We start from the raw sequence: 16,725 nt of genomic DNA, 5'->3' as shown, positions 1-16,725 counted from the left end.
AATTAACTTTTTTACGCCATAACCGCTCGAAAAATCCCACAACCACTGTCCGTCGAACTCCGACTGCAACGTCCAGTGTGTCACAAATTTGACCAGAAATGTAGCACGAAGCCAGGTTTCGAGTCTTTCATTTTTTGCACAAAGACACTTCAGTCGAGGTTCGTTTTGCATTGCAAAACGAAAATTGAACAAAGATGTTGCATCGCAACAAGTCCAAAGGCAACTCGATTTGGCACGTCCCGCTTGGCCGGCCAATCCGGTCACGCCTGAATTCCTTGCACATAGAACGCTGTCATTGACCGTGTCGACCGGTCCGCAAATGATGCGGCGGAAAGTGTCGGCGCTGGAACCGGACAAGAGGACAAACAAGATGACGACGATTACAGCCGGTGCCAGGGTGCTTGTAACCGGTGCCACGGGTTATGTCGCGGGCTGGCTGGTGAAGGAGCTGCTTGAGTCGGGCGCCATCGTGCACGCGGCCGTGCGCGATCCCGGCAACGCCCGCAAGCTCAGGCATCTGACCCAGATCGCCGAAACGGCACCGGGCACGATCCGCTTCTTCAAGGCCGATCTTCTGGACGAAGGCTCCTACGTGAAGGCAATGAAAGGCTGCACTGTCGTCTTCCACACCGCTTCGCCCTTCACCACCAGCATCCGGGACCCGCAGAAGGAACTGATCGATCCCGCCGTCAAGGGCACCCGCAACGTCCTGGAAACCGCCGTAAGGACGCCGAGCGTCAGGCGTGTCGTTGTGACCAGTTCCTGCGCAGCGATCTACGCTGACGCCATGGATTGCGCGAAGGCACCGGGCGGCATTCTCACGGAAGCTGTCTGGAACACCACGGCCTCGCTCGCCTACCAGCCTTACAGCTACTCCAAGACCCTTGCGGAAAAGGAAGCCTGGAAGATCGCCGGGGCGCAGGACGGCTTCAAGCTGGTCACCGTCAATCCGTCCCTGGTGATCGGCCCGGCCCTCAACGACAGCCCGACCTCGGAAAGTTTCAACATCGTCCGGCAGATGGGCGACGGCACGATGAAGCGGGGCGCCCCGAAGATCGGTATCGGCGTCGTTGATGTGCGCGACCTTGCCAAGGCCCATGTCGCGGCCGGCTTCAGCGAGCAGGCAGAAGGCCGCCACATCGTCTCCGGTCATGACACCAACATTCTGGAAATCGGCAAGTCGCTGATCGAAAAATACGGGGACCGCTATCCGCTGCCACGCACCTCCCTGCCGAAATGGCTCGTCTGGCTCGTCGGCCCGATTGCTGGCGGCATTTCGCGCAAGTTCGTCGAGAGGAATGTGGACGTCAAATGGCGCGCTGACAATTCCAAGAGCAAACGACTGCTCGGGGTCAGCTACCGGCCGATGAGGGACAGCATGGAGGACATGTTCCAGCAGATGATCGATGCGGGGGTATTCAAATAAAAAGGCGCGGCATTGTCACCGCGCCTTCTCATTTCTCCTGGCCGGAAAAACCAGCCTTACATCTTGCACTCGGCCGCATAGGCGTCGGCGTGGTCGGTCATGGCTGTCGCGACGATCTTGTTGGTGTAGACGTCGCCTTCCTTGATCACTTCACGGACATAGATGTCCTGGATCGGATGGTGGTTCGGGCCGAACTTGAACTTGCCGCGAGTCGAGGCGAAATCGGCTTCTTCGAGTGCCGCGCGAAAGGCATCGGCGTCCGAGACGGCAGCCTTGCCCATGGCCGAGAGCAGCAGGTTGGCAGTGTCGAAACCTTGCGAGGCATAGAGCGACGGCAGGCGGCCATATTCGGCCTGGAAGCTCTCCACGAAGGCCTTGTTGGCCTCGTTGTCGATATCCTTGCTCCACTGGCTGGTGTTCTTCACGCCCAGTGCCGCGTCACCGACAGCCTGCAGGATGCCCTGGTCGAAGGAGAAGGCAGGCCCCACGACCGGAAGATCGATGCCGGAATCCTTGTACTGCTTAAGGAAGGAAATCCCCATGCCGCCGGGCAGAAAGAAGAACACGCTGTCCGCGCCCGACGCGCGGATCTGGGCGAGTTCTGCCGCATAATCGGTCTGACCGAGCTTGGTATAGATCTCGCCGGCGAGCTCGCCGTCATAGAAGCGCTTGTAACCGGTGAGCGCATCCTGTCCGGCCGGATAGTTCGGCGCCAGGATGAAGCTTTTCTTGTAGCCTGTATCCTTGGCATAGGCGCCTGCCGCTTCATGCAGGTTGTCGTTCTGCCAGGCGACGTTGAAATAGTTCGGATGGCAGCCCTTGCCGGCAAGCGCGGATGGGCCCGCATTCGGCGACAGGTAGAACTTGCCCTGCGCGGTCACCGACGGCACCACGGCCATGGCAAGGTTCGACCAGATGATGCCGGTCAGCACATCCACTTTGTCGGACTGGACCATCTTGTCGGCGAGCTGCACCGCGATATCCGGTTTCTGCTGGTCATCTTCGACGATGACTTCGATATCCGAATTGCCGGACTGCTTGACCGCCAGCAGGAAACCGTCGCGGACGTCGATGCCGAGACCGGCACCACCGCCGGAAAGCGTCGTGATCATGCCGACCTTGACCGGCTCGGCGAGCGCCACGCCGGACAGGAGCGCCAGCGCACCGGCTGCCGCCGTAAACTGCTTAAGCATTGGAAATCCCCTCTTTTTCAATCTCTTCGGGCCTTCTTGCCGAGACCCTCGCTGGACACTCTAGCGGGACGCCCGGCAATGGCAAACACGCATTTTGGGGAATAGACTGCGGGCTTCGGCTTACCTGCAACCCGAGACCGGTTGCTGCAAGAATCCCCTCTCCCATTGGGAGAGGGGCAGGGTGAGGGCGTAAACGGTACCGTTTCCACGAGAGATTTGCCCCCTCACCCGGACTTTCAGTCCGACCTCTCCCACAGGGAGGGGTGACAGTTCCCAAGCCGCCTGCGTTAAGACCCTGAACTCAAAGCGCCGTGCGCACGTGCCAGAGTTCGGGGAAGAGTTCGACTTCCAGCATCCGCTTCAGATAGCTCACACCGCCGGTGCCGCCGGTGCCGCGCTTGAAGCCGATGACCCGTTCGACCGTGGTCACATGATTGAAACGCCAGCGGCGGAAGTAGTCCTCCAGATCCACCAGCTTCTCGCCGACTTCGTATAGCGCCCAATGGGCCGACGGATCGCGGTAGACGGTCTGCCAGAGCGCGGTGATCTCCGGCACTTCCTTGTGCGGTACTGAAGACGGTATGTCGGTCAGGGTTTCCGGCACGCCGAGACCGCGCCTCCGGGCAAAGGCCAGCACCACCTGGTAAAGGCTGGGGCGGGCGAGTTCCTCATTGAGCAGCCGAACGGCTTCCGGGTCATGCTCATGCGGGCGGACCATCGCCGTATTGCGGTTGCCGAGGGCATATTCGATCAGCCGGTACTGCAGCGACTGAAAGCCGGACGACATGCCCAGCGCGTCCCGGAACTGGGTGTAGTCGCTCGGCGTCATGGTTCTGAGAACATCCCAGGCAGAGTTCAGCTGTTCCATGATGCGGCTGACCCGGGCCAGAAGCTTCATCGCCTGGGGCATGTGATCCTCGGCGATCGCATCTCGGGCTGCGTTCAGCTCATGCAGCATCAGCTTCATCCAGAGTTCGGAAGTCTGGTGCTGAATGATGAAAAGCAGCTCGTCCGGAGCCTTGGAAAGCGGCGCCTGGGCGGTCAGGATCTGCGGCAGACCAAGGTAGTCGCCATAGGACATCTTGTCCGCAAAGCGCATTTCCGCGCCTTCGGTTTCCGGATTGTAGCCACTGTCCGGCCCGTTTTTTTCGCTCATCTCTCACTCCCTTCGAACGCTTCTCAAGAGGTTCTTGAGGGGCATCTATAGCGTTGCGGAGGCACGCTTGGATAGCAGAGATTTCAAGGCGTTATGTGATTGTCAACCTGCCGAGACACCTACAAACCGGACACCGGACGGACGAAAGAGAAAGCTTGCGGAGAACTTGCCCTCAGCTTCCCGCCGCGTCGAGGATGGCCTTGGCGGAAAAGTCGTAATGGCTGCGCCCTGAGGCGGACTTGCAGAACCGGGCGAAATTGATCTTGTCCCAGTTGCCGTCCCCAAGCCGCTCCAGATAAAGGTCGGCGTTCTCGGCTGTAATCGGCGACATCTTGAAAACAACGTCGACAAAGACCTCGCCTCTGGCATCGCGGGAGAAATGATCTCGCAACATGACGATCGACCAGGCACCGGCAAAGGAATGACCGCCATGGGTCATGGTCATCGTGTTGGCCTGTACCGCATTCATGCCTCGATTGGACCAGTTGGCCCCGGCAAAGAGAATGTCCTTGCCGATGGCAAGTCCTGCTTCGGAGGCCGCGCGCTGGGCGCCGAAGGCTATGTCGTCGTTGGCGCTCCAGACCACGTTAATTTCCGTACGGCCGAGGAGATCCTTCGCTCTCAGGTAGGCCAGCTCCTCGCTCCACTCGACAGGGATGGCCCGGATCAGTTTGACGTCGTGGTTATCGGCAACCGCGCGCAGCATGCCGAGTTCGCGCTGCAGACCTGCGGGTGTCGCCGTATCGCCGGTGAGCGAAAGCAACCTGATTTCTCTTTTGTCCGGATTGAGCCGCCGGGCTTCCCGGAACAACGCCTGCGCCATTTCGTAGCCGGCCGTTTCGTTGTCCGGGACGATTGTCGCGACGATGCTTTTCAGATCGATATTGCGGCGCTCCAGATCGCTTCTCTGTTTCGGTGTCAGCTTGTTCAGGAGGAACAGAACCTTGCTCGGCTGGCCTTCCATCAGCTGCATCAGCCGAGGCGCTGCCTGGTGTTCGTTCACCAGGATGAAGTAGTCGGGTGGATTGCCCTGCTCCAGCCGCCGGCTGAGCTGTTCTTCCATGCCGTAGGCCTGCCGGTTGGCGTAAAGAACTTCGAGCTCGACATTCAGATCCGCGGCGGCGGCGGCCATGGTTTTGGACACGTCTCCCCAGAATCCGGACTCGGATCCCGGATTGATGAAGGTGACGCGAAAGTCCGCCGCCTGGACTGTCCCGGCAGCGATCAACAAAAACATCATGCATAAAAGTCTTGCGATCATCGTTTCCCTTCGCACCGCAGCACCTTGGGGTGAACCTGCCTCACGGCAGCCCGTTCTGCTGATAAAGACAGTTTAGTCACTACCCGCATGTTCTGCAGAAGTGACAAGCACTTACACACACAAAATTGCCCCAGCCTGTTGAAAGACCGGCTCAATCGGCATCGCATCCACCGCAGCGCGCAATCATCTTGATGAACAACCCGCAGCCAGGCGGCCTTTCCTCCAACTGCCTCTGAGGTAAGTCGGATCACGAACCGGTAGCCCTACCGAAAATACCACACCGGCGCCCGGTTTCCGCAGGCAGACCTCCGGGTAAACCGAAAGATTGCTTAACAGATCCTGAAGTCCTTCCCTTCGCGAGAAGGGGCCGGGACGGCCGGTCAAGAACAGCTTTGAAGGCCGTTCTCTGTCGTGCCCGGCAAATAGGAGAGGTATTCCGCCCCGCGATGGCGCTGCTCGTCTCTTCAGCAAAAATGCCTACAGAAAGACGTGGTTCTGAGCGGCGTTTTGTGAAAACCTGAGCCCGCGCACTGGACCTGAGGCTGACAGGACACTGAAAATGTCTATTCGAGCAAGCATTTACCACCTGACCCACTACCGTTACGACCGGCCGGTCACCTTAAGCCCCCAGATCATTCGTTTGCGTCCGGCCCCGCACAGCCGCACCCGCGTCCTTTCCCATTCGCTGAAAATTTCTCCCTCGGGACACTTCGTCAATCATCAGCAGGACCCCTACGGCAACTGGCTTGCCCGCTTCGTCTTTCCCGAACCCGTGCGCGAATTCAAGATCGAGGTGGACCTGGTCGCCGACATGACCGTCTACAATCCCTTCGACTTCTTCGTCGAGGAAAGCGCAGAGGAATGGCCCTTCGACTATCCGCCCGAACTCATCGAGGACCTGCAGATTTATCGCAGGCTGGAGCCGACGGGCCCTCGCCTCAAAGCCTTCCTTGAAACCGTTCCGCGGGACAGGCAGCGCACGGTCGACTTCATCGTCGGCCTGAATGCGCGCGTCTCTCAGGAAGTCGGTTACGTCATCCGCATGGAGCCGGGCGTGCAGACGCCGGAGGAAACGTTTGAAAAGGGCACCGGCTCCTGCCGCGATTCCAGCTGGCTTCTGGTGCAGGCGCTGCGGCATCTCGGTTTCGCGGCTCGCTTCGTTTCGGGCTACCTGATCCAGTTGAAGCCTGATCTCGAGGCCCTCGATGGCCCCTCCGGCACGGATCACGACTTCACCGATCTTCATGCCTGGGTCGAAGTCTATCTTCCGGGTGCCGGCTGGATCGGCCTTGACCCGACCTCCGGTCTGCTGGCCGGGGAAAGCCATATTCCTCTGGCCGCGACACCGCATTACATGAATGCGGCCCCGATCGTCGGCATGGCGAGCAAGGCGGAGGTCGACTTCGCTTTCGACATGAAGGTCGCCCGCGTCGCCGAACACCCGCGCATCACCAAGCCCTTCTCCGAGGACGCCTGGGCAGCACTCAACCAGCTTGGCGCGAAAGTCGATCGTATCCTCGCCCAGGAGGACGTCCGCCTGACCATGGGCGGCGAACCGACCTTTGTGTCCATCGACGATTTCGAAGCTGCCGAATGGAACACCGACGCGGTTGGTCCGACCAAACGCGAAAAGGCCGACATCCTGATCCGCCGCCTGCGCGAGCGTTTCGCACCCGGTGGCTTTCTCCACTATGGCCAGGGCAAATGGTATCCGGGCGAGACCCTGCCCCGCTGGACTTTCTCGCTATACTGGCGCCGCGACGACAAGCCCATCTGGCATGACCCGAAGCTGATTGCCGACGAAGGCAGCGACACCGGTGCAGGTCCGGCCCAATCCGAGGCCCTGCTGCAACAGATCGCGCGGAGGCTCGACATCCAGCCGGATTATGTCGTGCCGGCCTATGAGGACCCCGCCGTCTGGCTGGTGAAGGAAGCCAATCTGCCGGACAACGTCACGCCGGCGAATTCGAAACTCGAGGACGCCGAGGCGCGTCACAGGATCGCCCGGGTGTTCGACCGCGGCCTCAGCAAGCCCTCCGGCCACGTGCTGCCGGTCCAGCGCTGGCAGGCCCAGGCCTCGGGAAAGCGCTGGCGCTCCGAAAAGTGGAAGCTGCGCCGCGACGCCCTGTTCCTGGTCCCCGGCGACAGTCCCGTCGGCTACCGCTTGCCGCTGGAATCCCTTCCGTACGTGAGCCCGGCACAATATCCCTATACCAACGTCGCCGATCCGACCGTGCCGCGCGAACCGCTGCCCGAGTTTCCGGTCGGTCCAAGATCCGACCGGCCGCAGGACATTGCCAGCTTCACCGCCAGCAGTCCTCAGCAGGAGCGGCAGGAACAGGAACTGCCCGATGCGGAGCTCGGCAACGCCGCGGTCAGAACCGCCCTCTCCGTCGAGGCACGTGATGGCAGGCTGTGCGTGTTCATGCCGCCGGTCGAGACCATCGAGGACTACCTGGAACTGATTGCGGCCGCAGAAACCGCCGCCGGCGATCTTGGCCTTCCCGTCCACATCGAGGGCTATCCGCCTCCGCCTGACCCGCGCATGAATGTCATCCGCGTCGCGCCGGACCCGGGCGTCATTGAAGTCAACATCCATGCGGCAGCCAGCTGGCAGGACTGCGTTGCCATCACCGAGGGCGTCTATGAGGACGCCCGCCAGTCACGCCTCGGCGCCGACAAGTTCATGATCGACGGCAAGCACACCGGCACCGGTGGCGGTAACCATGTCGTCGTCGGCGGCGCAACGCCGCTCGACAGCCCGTTCCTGCGCCGCCCGGACCTGCTGCGCAGTCTGATCCTGCACTGGCAGCGCCATCCGAGCCTTTCCTATCTCTTCTCCGGCCTCTTCATCGGCCCGACCTCGCAGGCACCGCGCGTCGACGAAGCCCGTCACGACGGCCTCTACGAACTGGAAGTCGCCCTCTCGCAGATCCACCGCCCAAGCGAAGGTCCGGCCCCCTTCCCCTGGCTGGTCGACCGGCTGCTGCGCAATCTCCTGGTGGATGTCACCGGCAACACCCACCGGGCCGAGATCTGCATCGACAAGCTCTATTCCCCCGACGGTCCGACAGGCCGGCTGGGCCTGGTCGAATTCCGCGGTTTCGAAATGCCACCCGACCCGCGCATGAGCCTGGCACAGCAGCTGCTGCTGCGCGCGCTGGTCGCCCGGCTGTGGCAGCATCCGCTGTCCGGCGACCTCACCCGCTGGGGTACGGCTCTGCACGACCGCTTCATGCTGCCGCATTACGTCTGGGCCGATTTCCAGGATGTCCTGCGGGACCTCGAACACCACGGCTTCCAGATGCGGCCGGACTGGTTCGAGGCCCAGGCCGAGTTCCGCTTCCCCTTCTGCGGCGAGATCGAGGTCGAGGGTGTTCATCTGGAACTGCGCCAGGCGCTGGAACCCTGGCACGTTCTGGGCGAGACCGGCGCCATCGGCGGCACCGTGCGCTATACGGACAGCTCGACCGAGCGGCTGCAGGTCAAGCTCACGGCCAGCGATCCGGATCGCTACACGGTGACCTGCAACCGCCGCACCATGCCACTGAAGAAGACGGAAACCAACGGAGTGTCCGTCGCGGGCGTCCGGTACAAGGCCTGGCAGCCCGCCATGGCGCTGCATCCGGTCCATCCTGTCGACGCACCGCTGACCTTCGACATTTTCGACCGCTGGAGCGGCCGGGCGCTCGGCGGCTGCGTCTATCACGTCGCCCATCCCGGCGGGCGTAACTACGACACGTTCCCGGTCAATGGCAACGAGGCGGAAGCCCGCCGCCTCGCCCGCTTCGAACCGCACGGACATACGCCCGGCCTCTATCTGCCGGGCCTGGAAAGACCCCATCCGGAGTTTCCGTTGACCTTGGACCTGAGAAGACCGCAGAATATGTGACAGGACGGTAAGTTCCCGTCATTGGAACCAGATGCATGAGTTTGGACGAAAACGCTGAGCCGGGCGCGCTTCGCTACGGCCTTTTGAAGGCCTATCGCCCGTTTCCGGATGTTTCGGACGAGCTCCTGTATCCCGACGGCCGGGTCCGCCCGGTCTGGCGGCCCTTTCTCGATCACTTTTCGGCGTTGAAACCCGACGAGATCAACGAGCGGTTTTCGCGTGGCAACCAGTACCTGAACGATGCCGGCGTCTATTTCCGCCAATACGGCCAGGATGGCGCCAATGAGCGGGAATGGCCGCTCAGCCATATTCCGGTGATCATCAGCCAGGACGACTGGCAGGTCATCGCCGACGGACTGACCCAGCGTGCCGAACTGCTCGAGCAGGTGGTGGCCGATCTTTACGGCGGCAACCGCCTGGTCGCCGACGGATATCTGCCCGCCGGCCTCATCGCCCGCAGTCCCGAGTGGCAGCGCCCGCTGGTCGGCATCACGCCGAAGTCGGGCCACTTCCTGCACTTTCTCGCCTTCGAAATTGGACGCGGACCCGACGGCACCTGGTGGGTGCTGTCCGACCGCGCCCAGGCCCCGTCCGGCGCCGGCTTTGCCCTGGAGAACCGCGTTGCGACCGGCCGCGTCTTCAACGAATTCTTCGCCAAGGCGAACGTACACCGTCTTGCAGGTTTCTTCCGCCGCTTCCGCGATCACCTCGTCGAATTGCGCGAGGAGACCGACAGCCGCGTTTCCATCCTGACGCCCGGGCCGCTCAACGACACCTATTTCGAACATGCCTACATCGCCCGGTACCTTGGCTTCATGTTGCTGGAGGGCGAGGACCTGACCGTGGAAAACGGCAAGCTGATGGTGCGCACCGTTGCCGGCCTGAAACCCGTCAGCGTGCTTTGGCGCCGTCTCGACGCCGCCTGGTCGGACCCTGTCGAACTCAACGAGACGTCCCACATCGGCACGCCGGGTCTGGTCGAAGCGGTGCGGCGCGGGTCGGTATCGATGATCAACGCGCTCGGCACCGGCATCCTGGAAACACGCGCTCTGCTGGCCTTCCTGCCGCGCATCAGCGAACGGCTGCTCGGCGAACCCCTGAAACTGCCCAATGTCGCCACCTGGTGGTGCGGCGAAGCCGCGACCCGGGACTACGTCAAGCAGCATGCCGAGGAGATGATGTTCAGCCCGGCCCTTTCGACGGCGCTGCCCTTTACCTCCGCGCAGACGGATTTCATCGGCAAGGACTTCCACAAGTTCGGCAAGGGCCTCATTGAGACCTGGATCGACGGCATGGGCGACAATCTGGTCGGTCAGGAAGCTGTGACCCTGTCGACGACACCTGCCTATCACGACGGACTGCTGCTGCCGCGGCCGATGAGCCTGCGTGTCTTCCTGGCGCGTACCGCGCATGGCTGGGAGGTGATGGCCGGCGGTTTCGCCCGTATCGGCCGCACGGAAGACGCCAGCGCAATTGCCATGCAATCCGGTGGTTCCGCGGCGGATGTCTGGGTCATCGCAGGCCAGAAGCCTGTCAAGGAAACCCTGTTGCACCAGACGGAGTCGCCCTTCTTCAAGGCCCAGTCCGGCGCTCTGCCGTCCCGCGCTGCGGACAACCTTTTCTGGCTCGGCCGCTATGTGGAACGGGCAGAAGGGGCTGTCCGCCTCCTGCGCGCCTACCATGCCCGCCTGATGGAAACCGCCGACCCTAAGGCACCGCTGGTGGCGATGACCGGCGAATATCTCGACAAGATCGGGGTTGCGCCGACGGAACCCATTCCCGACGGGCTCTGCGACATGTTGCAATCGGCTGTTGCCAGCGCCGCCAAGGTGCGCGACCGCTTCTCTGTCGATGGCTGGCTGGCACTGAACGACCTTGCCCAAACCGCGAACGGCGCCAAGCGGGCAATGCGCGACAACGCCGACGTCACCCGGGCCATGGGTCTGTTGCTGCGCAAGATCACCGGCTTTTCCGGCCTCGTTCACGAGAACATGTACCGCTTCATGGGCTGGCGCTTCCTCAGCATCGGCCGGGCGCTGGAACGCGCTCACCGCATGGCCGATCTTCTATCCGTCTACACCGCACCGGACAGCCCGGAAGGCGCGCTGGAACTGCTGCTGGAAGTTGGCGACAGCGCCATGTCCATGAGCCGCCGGTATGCCGTGTCGCTCAGCCACGACACCGTGCTGGATCTTCTGGCGATGGATTCCAAGAACCCGCGCGCGGTGCTCTATCAGCTCTCCGACATGAAGGACCATGTTGCGGTATTGCCCGGCGCGACGGAAAACGGCCACCTGTCGGCGCTGGCTCGTTCGGTCCTGCAGGTTCATACCAGCCTTGCAATCGCGACCCCGGAAACGTTGACCCCGGAAGTGCTCGAGGACCTGCGCGACCAGATCTCCTATCTTTCCGTGGAATTGACCGATGCCTATATCCGTTAGAGCGTTCCGTGGCCATGCCACACATTGAAGCGAGACACCCGTGCTTTACGACGTGACGCTTGAAATCACCTACGACTATGCCAGCCCGGCAGCCTCCGGCCGCCACTCCCTGCGCCTGATGCCTGCCTCCCTGCCCGGCGAACAGAAGCTGCTCGCCGGCCAGGTCCAACTGGACCCTGGCCCGTCCGAGCGGCACGACCGGACCGACTTCTTCGGCAATGCGGTCACCGACGTCACCTATCGCAAAAGCCACAGCGAGCTGATCTTCAGATTGAAGGCGCGGATCGAGCGGACAACGACACCGGAAGAGTTCGACATATCTCCGCCGCTGAATGCGCTCGGCCGGGAACTGGCCACGATCCAGTCGCTGGCGCCGAAGGAGCCGGTGCACTTTCTGGCGGCGTCTCCACGCCTGCCCCTGGCTCCGGCCTTCGCCGTCTATGCACAGGAACACGCCAACCCCGGCATGAGCACGCTTGCTGCCGTCGAGGCGATCGGCAGGGCGCTGAACAAGGACATGACTTTCGATGCCGAGGCAACGACGGTCGATACGCCTGCGCTGGATGCCTTCGAACGCCGCCATGGCGTCTGCCAGGACTATTCCCACATCATGATCGCCTGCCTTCGAAGCATCGGCATCCCGGCGGGCTATGTCAGCGGTTTCCTCAGGACCATTCCGCCAGAGGGCCAGGAGCGGCTGGAAGGCGCCGATGCCATGCATGCCTGGGTGCGTGCCTGGTGCGGTATTGATATCGGCTGGATCGAGTACGATCCAACCAATGCTCTGAGGGTTGGCCAGGACCATATAGTGGTCGCACGCGGCCGCGACTATGGCGATGCCGCGCCGGTCAAGGGTGTGCTGCGCACCGCCGGCGGCCAGACCACGAGCCACAAGGTGGATGTAGTCCCGCATGTGGCCGATAGCGGCAAAACCGCCCCGCCGAAGGCTGTTCCGGCCGGCACCTGACGCTGATTGCAAGATATCCCCGATTTGACCGGTAAAAACCTGTTGCGGGTCCGGGTGTTTTGTTACCATCGGCTCATAACCAAGGGGAGCTGGTTATGCGTCCGGTCATCTATGCAGTCGTTGTTTTTTTCCTGTCTTTCGGTCCGAGCCTGGCCGACTACAACCAGTCCAAGGGCTGGTTCTATTCAATGGACTGGCGCGAGCGCGTTCGTGTCCAGTTTCTGCTCGTTTTCACGGGCGACTATGCGTCCAATGTCGATGGCGCATTTGGCCGCCTGACCTATGATGCCCTCACCACGTTTCAGAAGCACCGCGAGTTTTTCCCGAACGGCGTCCTCGACGAGGAGCAGGTGGGAATCCTGCGCCGCGACGGTCTCGATCTCATCGAACGGGTCGGCTTCGAGAGCCGCAACGAGGCTGCAACCGGCCTGAAACTGGGACTGCCGGCAAAACTCTTCGAACCGCCCTCGCCAACCCGGCGCGGCAACCGCTGGCGCGCGGTTGACGACAGCATCGAGCTGGAAACGCTGCAGGTTCCACGGCAGGAAATTGACTACAAGGCGCTCTATGAGAGGCTGTCCCGACCAGGTGGCGGACGGACAGTCGTCTACAAGTTCTTCCGCAACGATTTCTTCGTCGTCTCCGGCCAGCTGGACGGGCGCGACTTCTATCTCAGAATGCTGAAGACCCAGACCGACAGCCGCGGCTTCTCGCTGATCTGGGATGCAAAACACGCCGTCTTCATGGACCGGGTCGCAATCGCCATGTCCAACAGCATGACCGTTTATGACGGCGGCGATGACAATGCGCTCGACGCCGTCACCTCGGCGCCCGGCCTGCAGCGTGCGACGCCTCCTTTGGGTGACGGCCAGACGAAGCAGACGCAGCCCGCGACGGGCCTTGAGGAAACAAGTTCCACCGGCAGTGGCTATTTCGTGACGGCGGAGGGCCATATCGGCACCAATGCCCATGTTGCCGGCAACTGCCGTGCTTTGGAAATCCCCGGCTACGGCAGTGCCAGCCTCATCAAGGCCGATCCGCAGAACGACATTGCCATTCTGCAGCTCGACAGCCGCAAGTCAGACCATTTTGCGCAGTTCCGGGCCGGCCAGCCGGTCGTGCGCGGCGAAGAGGTCTTCGTACTCGGATATCCCTTCGCGCAGATCCTCAACAACAACCTCAACTTCACGCAGGGCATGGTCTCGTCCCTTGCCGGCATCAAGGGCGACGAGCGCCAATTCATGCTGTCGGCTCCCGTGCAGCCGGGCAATTCCGGCGGACCGGTGCTCGACCGCACCGGAGCGGTGATCGGCACGGTCGTTTCGCGCCTCGACAAATTCAAGACGCTGCAGCTCGCCGGGGACCTGCCGGAAAACATCAACTTCGCCATTCGCGGCAAGCTGATGGCCGAGTTCATGCAGAGCCTCGGCCTGTCGCCCTCCTACAACACCATCACCAGGATCAAGAGCCCGACGAAGATCGACGAGGAAGCCTCGCAGTATACGGTGCTCGTTCTCTGCAAGAACTAAAGTGCCAACTCCATCAGCAGGCCTCTCCCGAACTTGGTTGAAAATTCTCCCTTCTGAACGAAGCCGACCCGCGTGTAAAAATGTTCTGCGTGCGGGTTGCCGACAACATGCAGGATATGCGCACCAAGCGCCCTGGACCTCTTGGCTGCCTGCTCCACCAGCACTCGGCCGAACCCGGACTTCCACAGACCCGGTTCAACAAACAGGCCGTCAAGTTCCGCATTTCCGTCTTCGCGAATGTAAATCGCAGAGAACCCCGCAAGCCTGCCGTGGTCGACAACCACAATGACATTTTCTGAGTCGAGCTGATCTTGCGGCAAATCAATCGCCTCTGGGTGAGCGAGCAATGCAGCGCGGTCTCCCTCATTGGCCAGCGATGCGCGACGCTGCAATTCCACAAGTTCAGACCTCTCACTCGCAAGACCGCAGCGAATTTCAATCGTCATATTTGCTCCAACAGTCTCTGCGCAGCTTCGGCTAGCGTACCGCCTGATCATCCGCGTCGAAGAAATGCATGCGGCCTTCGTCAAAGGCGAGGCCGATGCGCGCGCCTTCAGCGACTTCGTCGGCTCCGCTGATGCGCACCAGCACCGTGCCCAGACCGTCGAGCACCACATAAAGAAACGTGTCGGCGCCGAGATATTCGGCGACTTCAACGACGCCCGCGCAATGGCCCTCGCCTTCGCCGACCACACGCATGTGCTCCGGCCGGATACCCAGCTTGACCGGGGTACCTGCCGACCCGGCGTTCGGATAGGTGCCGCCGCCGTGGCCCTGCAGCGAGAACTTGCCGCCGTCCACCGAACACGGCAGTACATTCATCTTCGGCGAGCCGATGAACTGGGCGACGAAGAGATTGTCGGGGCGTTCATAGAGTTCGCGCGGAGACCCGACCTGCTCGATACGCCCGCCTTGCAGCACCACGATTTTGTCGGCCAGGGTCATCGCCTCGACCTGGTCGTGGGTCACATAGATCATGGTGGTGCCGAGGCTCTTGTGCAGACGGGCGACCTCGAAGCGCATTTCCACCCGCAGCGCCGCATCAAGATTGGAGAGTGGCTCGTCGAAGAGGAAAGCGCTCGGTTCGCGCACGATGGCCCGGCCGATGGCAACACGCTGACGCTGGCCACCGGAGAGCGCCTTCGGGCGCCGGTCGAGATAATCGTCCAGTTTCAGAACTTCTGCTGCGGCATTCACCTTGCGGTCGATTTCCGCTTTGGGCAGGCCGGCGGTCTTGAGGCCGAAGCCGACATTCTCGCGCACCGACATATGCGGATAGAGCGCATAGGACTGGAACACCATGGAAAGCCCGCGCCCCGACGGTGGCAGCGCCGTGACGTCCTTGCCGTCGATCGCGATTGCGCCCCGGCTGGTTTCCTCCAGTCCCGAGATCAGGCGCAGAAGCGTGGATTTTCCGCAACCGGACGGGCCGACGAAGATCACGAACTCACCGTCCCTGATGTCAAGGTCAATGCCCTTGATGACCTGCAGGTTTCCGAACCACTTCTCGACCTTGTTGAGCTGGATCGCTCCCATTTCCCGCTCCCTCCTAAACCGCTTGCGCCGCATGGGCGGGCGAGGCCCAGCTGAGCCAGATTGCCGCCGTCCACGAGAACGAACCGCCACCGGCGCCCGTCCCGGTTTCCGGGCTGAAATATTCCGCAAAACCGCTGAGCCCGATCAGCCGGGCCGTGTCCGCGCGCAGCCGCTCCGCCCGCGCGGTGTCGCCCGCTTCGGCAAAGCCTTTCGCGATCATGTAGTTGATCATTGCCCAGACCGGACCGCGCCAATAGCGCAGCGGTTCATAGCAACTGTGCTCCGGATCATAGGACGGCATCATGAAATTGACCTTCGACGCGAAGCGGTCGAAATGCGTCTGCAGCGCCGTCAGCGTGTAGCTGTCCGTCAGCCCCGCATAGGGTGCGAGGAAACTGGCGCAGGAGATGCCATCGGTTTTCTTGCCGGACCTCAAATCCAGCGCGACATGGGCCTTTAGGTCGTCGTTCCAAAGCGCCTTTGCTCCCGTCTCCATCCTGGCAATCCAGGTGCGGATTTCCATGGCTTCCTCGGTCCGGCCGAGCCGTTCCGCAAGTTTCAGGAGATCCCGGTTGGCCCGCAGGAAGATGAAGGTAACGCCCGGATCGGCAACGAAGAACGGGCAGGTTTCGGCGACCTTCTGCGGATCCCAGCCGACCTTGCGACAGGCAGCAACGATGCTGAGGTAGCGGTCGTAATCCTCCTTGTGCGGACGCATGGCCGGGTCGACATGAGAGGTGTCCTTGCGTTCATAAGGCTCGATGTCCTTGACCTCGACGGCGCGCAGCGCATCGTCCCAGTCCGGCAGGTTGTCACGGCCGGATTCCCAGGGGTGGATCACGGCAATGACGCCGAGGCCTTGCGGATCACGATAGGAGAGCCACCAGCGGTGCCATGCCATCAGCTTCGGCAGCAGCGTTTCCGCGCGTTTCAAGCCCGCACCGGTCCTGTCGCCCTCCACCAGTGCATTGACGACCGACGCCGCAACAGGCGGCTGGGAATGGCCGGAACTCGGGATCGGTCCGCCATCTGTGCCCCAGACGCTCGGACCCGGGAAGTAGCTCGGGTCGTCCTTGCGGAAGAGGATGTGCGGCACCATGCCGTCCCGCCACTGACCCTGGAACAGCATCTCGATTTCCCGCCAGGCCCGGTCCTGGTCAAACTCGGCAAAACCAAGTGCGACAAAGACGGAATCCCAGTTCCACTGATAGGGATAGAGCCCCTTGGTCGGGATCGTGTAACCGCCCTGGTCATTCCCGATCAGGATGTCCCGGGCCTTTTTGTCCAGATCCGCATGTGACACAGCTAACTCCTCGGGACTGCG

11 protein-coding genes are annotated in these 16,725 nt (G+C 62.0%); 5 read left to right on the top strand and 6 right to left on the bottom strand.

Going from position 1 to position 16,725, the window contains the following annotated elements; genetic code table 11:
• The first annotated feature begins 370 nt into the window (after positions 1–370).
• The gene (locus ACX3M4_RS23595) at positions 371–1,426 is read left to right on the top strand and encodes an NAD-dependent epimerase/dehydratase family protein (RefSeq protein WP_459355412.1); all 1,056 of its coding nucleotides are present in this window, start codon (positions 371–373) and stop codon (positions 1,424–1,426) included.
• A gap of 56 nt (positions 1,427–1,482) precedes the next feature.
• Here ACX3M4_RS23595 and ACX3M4_RS23590 read toward each other — a convergent pair whose 3' ends face one another.
• From ACX3M4_RS23590 to ACX3M4_RS23580, 3 genes are all read right to left on the bottom strand, one after another.
• Entirely contained in the window at positions 1,483–2,619 is a 1,137-nt protein-coding gene (locus ACX3M4_RS23590; RefSeq protein WP_459355411.1) for an ABC transporter substrate-binding protein, read from the bottom strand.
• A gap of 301 nt (positions 2,620–2,920) precedes the next feature.
• On the bottom strand, positions 2,921–3,775 hold the full coding sequence (gene kynA, locus ACX3M4_RS23585) for a tryptophan 2,3-dioxygenase (protein ID WP_459355410.1): 855 nt from the start codon (positions 3,773–3,775) through the stop codon (positions 2,921–2,923).
• A gap of 172 nt (positions 3,776–3,947) precedes the next feature.
• Positions 3,948–5,015, bottom strand: coding sequence for an ABC transporter substrate-binding protein (locus tag ACX3M4_RS23580; RefSeq protein ID WP_459355409.1), 1,068 nt, complete (start codon positions 5,013–5,015; stop codon positions 3,948–3,950).
• A 580-nt stretch (positions 5,016–5,595) separates the two neighbouring features.
• On the opposite strand from ACX3M4_RS23580, the gene ACX3M4_RS23575 reads away from it, so the two are divergent.
• The 4 genes from ACX3M4_RS23575 to ACX3M4_RS23560 all read left to right on the top strand — a co-directional run bounded on the left by ACX3M4_RS23575 (position 5,596) and on the right by ACX3M4_RS23560 (position 13,865).
• A complete protein-coding gene (locus ACX3M4_RS23575) occupies positions 5,596–8,928 on the top strand; it encodes a transglutaminase family protein (protein WP_459355408.1) in 3,333 nt (1,110 codons plus the stop codon).
• A 35-nt stretch (positions 8,929–8,963) separates the two neighbouring features.
• Positions 8,964–11,369, top strand: a complete 2,406-nt coding sequence (locus ACX3M4_RS23570; protein WP_459355407.1) for a circularly permuted type 2 ATP-grasp protein — start codon at positions 8,964–8,966, stop codon at positions 11,367–11,369.
• A 40-nt stretch (positions 11,370–11,409) separates the two neighbouring features.
• Complete coding sequence (locus ACX3M4_RS23565) at positions 11,410–12,336, top strand: transglutaminase family protein (RefSeq protein ID WP_459355406.1); 927 nt, start codon at positions 11,410–11,412, stop codon at positions 12,334–12,336.
• A gap of 95 nt (positions 12,337–12,431) precedes the next feature.
• On the top strand, positions 12,432–13,865 hold the full coding sequence (locus ACX3M4_RS23560; protein WP_459355405.1) for a serine protease: 1,434 nt from the start codon (positions 12,432–12,434) through the stop codon (positions 13,863–13,865).
• On the opposite strand, the gene ACX3M4_RS23555 is transcribed toward ACX3M4_RS23560, so the two are convergent.
• From ACX3M4_RS23555 to ACX3M4_RS23545, 3 genes are read right to left on the bottom strand one after another with little or no spacing between them, the layout of a single operon-like run.
• Complete coding sequence (locus tag ACX3M4_RS23555) at positions 13,862–14,311, bottom strand: GNAT family N-acetyltransferase (protein ID WP_459355404.1); 450 nt, start codon at positions 14,309–14,311, stop codon at positions 13,862–13,864. The two genes, ACX3M4_RS23560 and ACX3M4_RS23555, sit on opposite strands and share 4 nt — an antisense overlap.
• A gap of 31 nt (positions 14,312–14,342) precedes the next feature.
• Positions 14,343–15,401, bottom strand: a complete 1,059-nt coding sequence (locus tag ACX3M4_RS23550) for an ABC transporter ATP-binding protein (protein ID WP_459355403.1) — start codon at positions 15,399–15,401, stop codon at positions 14,343–14,345.
• A 13-nt stretch (positions 15,402–15,414) separates the two neighbouring features.
• Positions 15,415–16,704 (bottom strand): MGH1-like glycoside hydrolase domain-containing protein, encoded by a 1,290-nt coding sequence (locus ACX3M4_RS23545; RefSeq protein WP_459355402.1) that lies wholly within the window; start codon positions 16,702–16,704, stop codon positions 15,415–15,417.
• Positions 16,705–16,725: the final 21 nt, after the last annotated feature.

The sequence above is a fragment of the Roseibium sp. M-1 genome, assembly GCF_054515675.1.
The sequence above is the reverse complement of the archived record's forward strand: the minus strand, read 5'-3'. Positions and strand labels throughout refer to the sequence as shown.

Bases quoted from the DNA above. Each gene is read 5' to 3' on its own strand.
- ACX3M4_RS23595 (WP_459355412.1), top strand. From the start codon at position 371: ATGACGACGATTACAGCCGGTGCCAGGGTGCTTGTAACCGGTGCCACG.
- ACX3M4_RS23590 (WP_459355411.1), bottom strand. From the start codon at position 2,619: ATGCTTAAGCAGTTTACGGCGGCAGCCGGTGCGCTGGCGCTCCTGTCC.
- kynA (WP_459355410.1), bottom strand. From the start codon at position 3,775: ATGAGCGAAAAAAACGGGCCGGACAGTGGCTACAATCCGGAAACCGAA.
- ACX3M4_RS23580 (WP_459355409.1), bottom strand. From the start codon at position 5,015: ATGATGTTTTTGTTGATCGCTGCCGGGACAGTCCAGGCGGCGGACTTT.
- ACX3M4_RS23575 (WP_459355408.1), top strand. From the start codon at position 5,596: ATGTCTATTCGAGCAAGCATTTACCACCTGACCCACTACCGTTACGAC.
- ACX3M4_RS23570 (WP_459355407.1), top strand. From the start codon at position 8,964: ATGAGTTTGGACGAAAACGCTGAGCCGGGCGCGCTTCGCTACGGCCTT.
- ACX3M4_RS23560 (WP_459355405.1), top strand. From the start codon at position 12,432: ATGCGTCCGGTCATCTATGCAGTCGTTGTTTTTTTCCTGTCTTTCGGT.
- ACX3M4_RS23555 (WP_459355404.1), bottom strand. From the start codon at position 14,311: ATGACGATTGAAATTCGCTGCGGTCTTGCGAGTGAGAGGTCTGAACTT.
- ACX3M4_RS23550 (WP_459355403.1), bottom strand. From the start codon at position 15,401: ATGGGAGCGATCCAGCTCAACAAGGTCGAGAAGTGGTTCGGAAACCTG.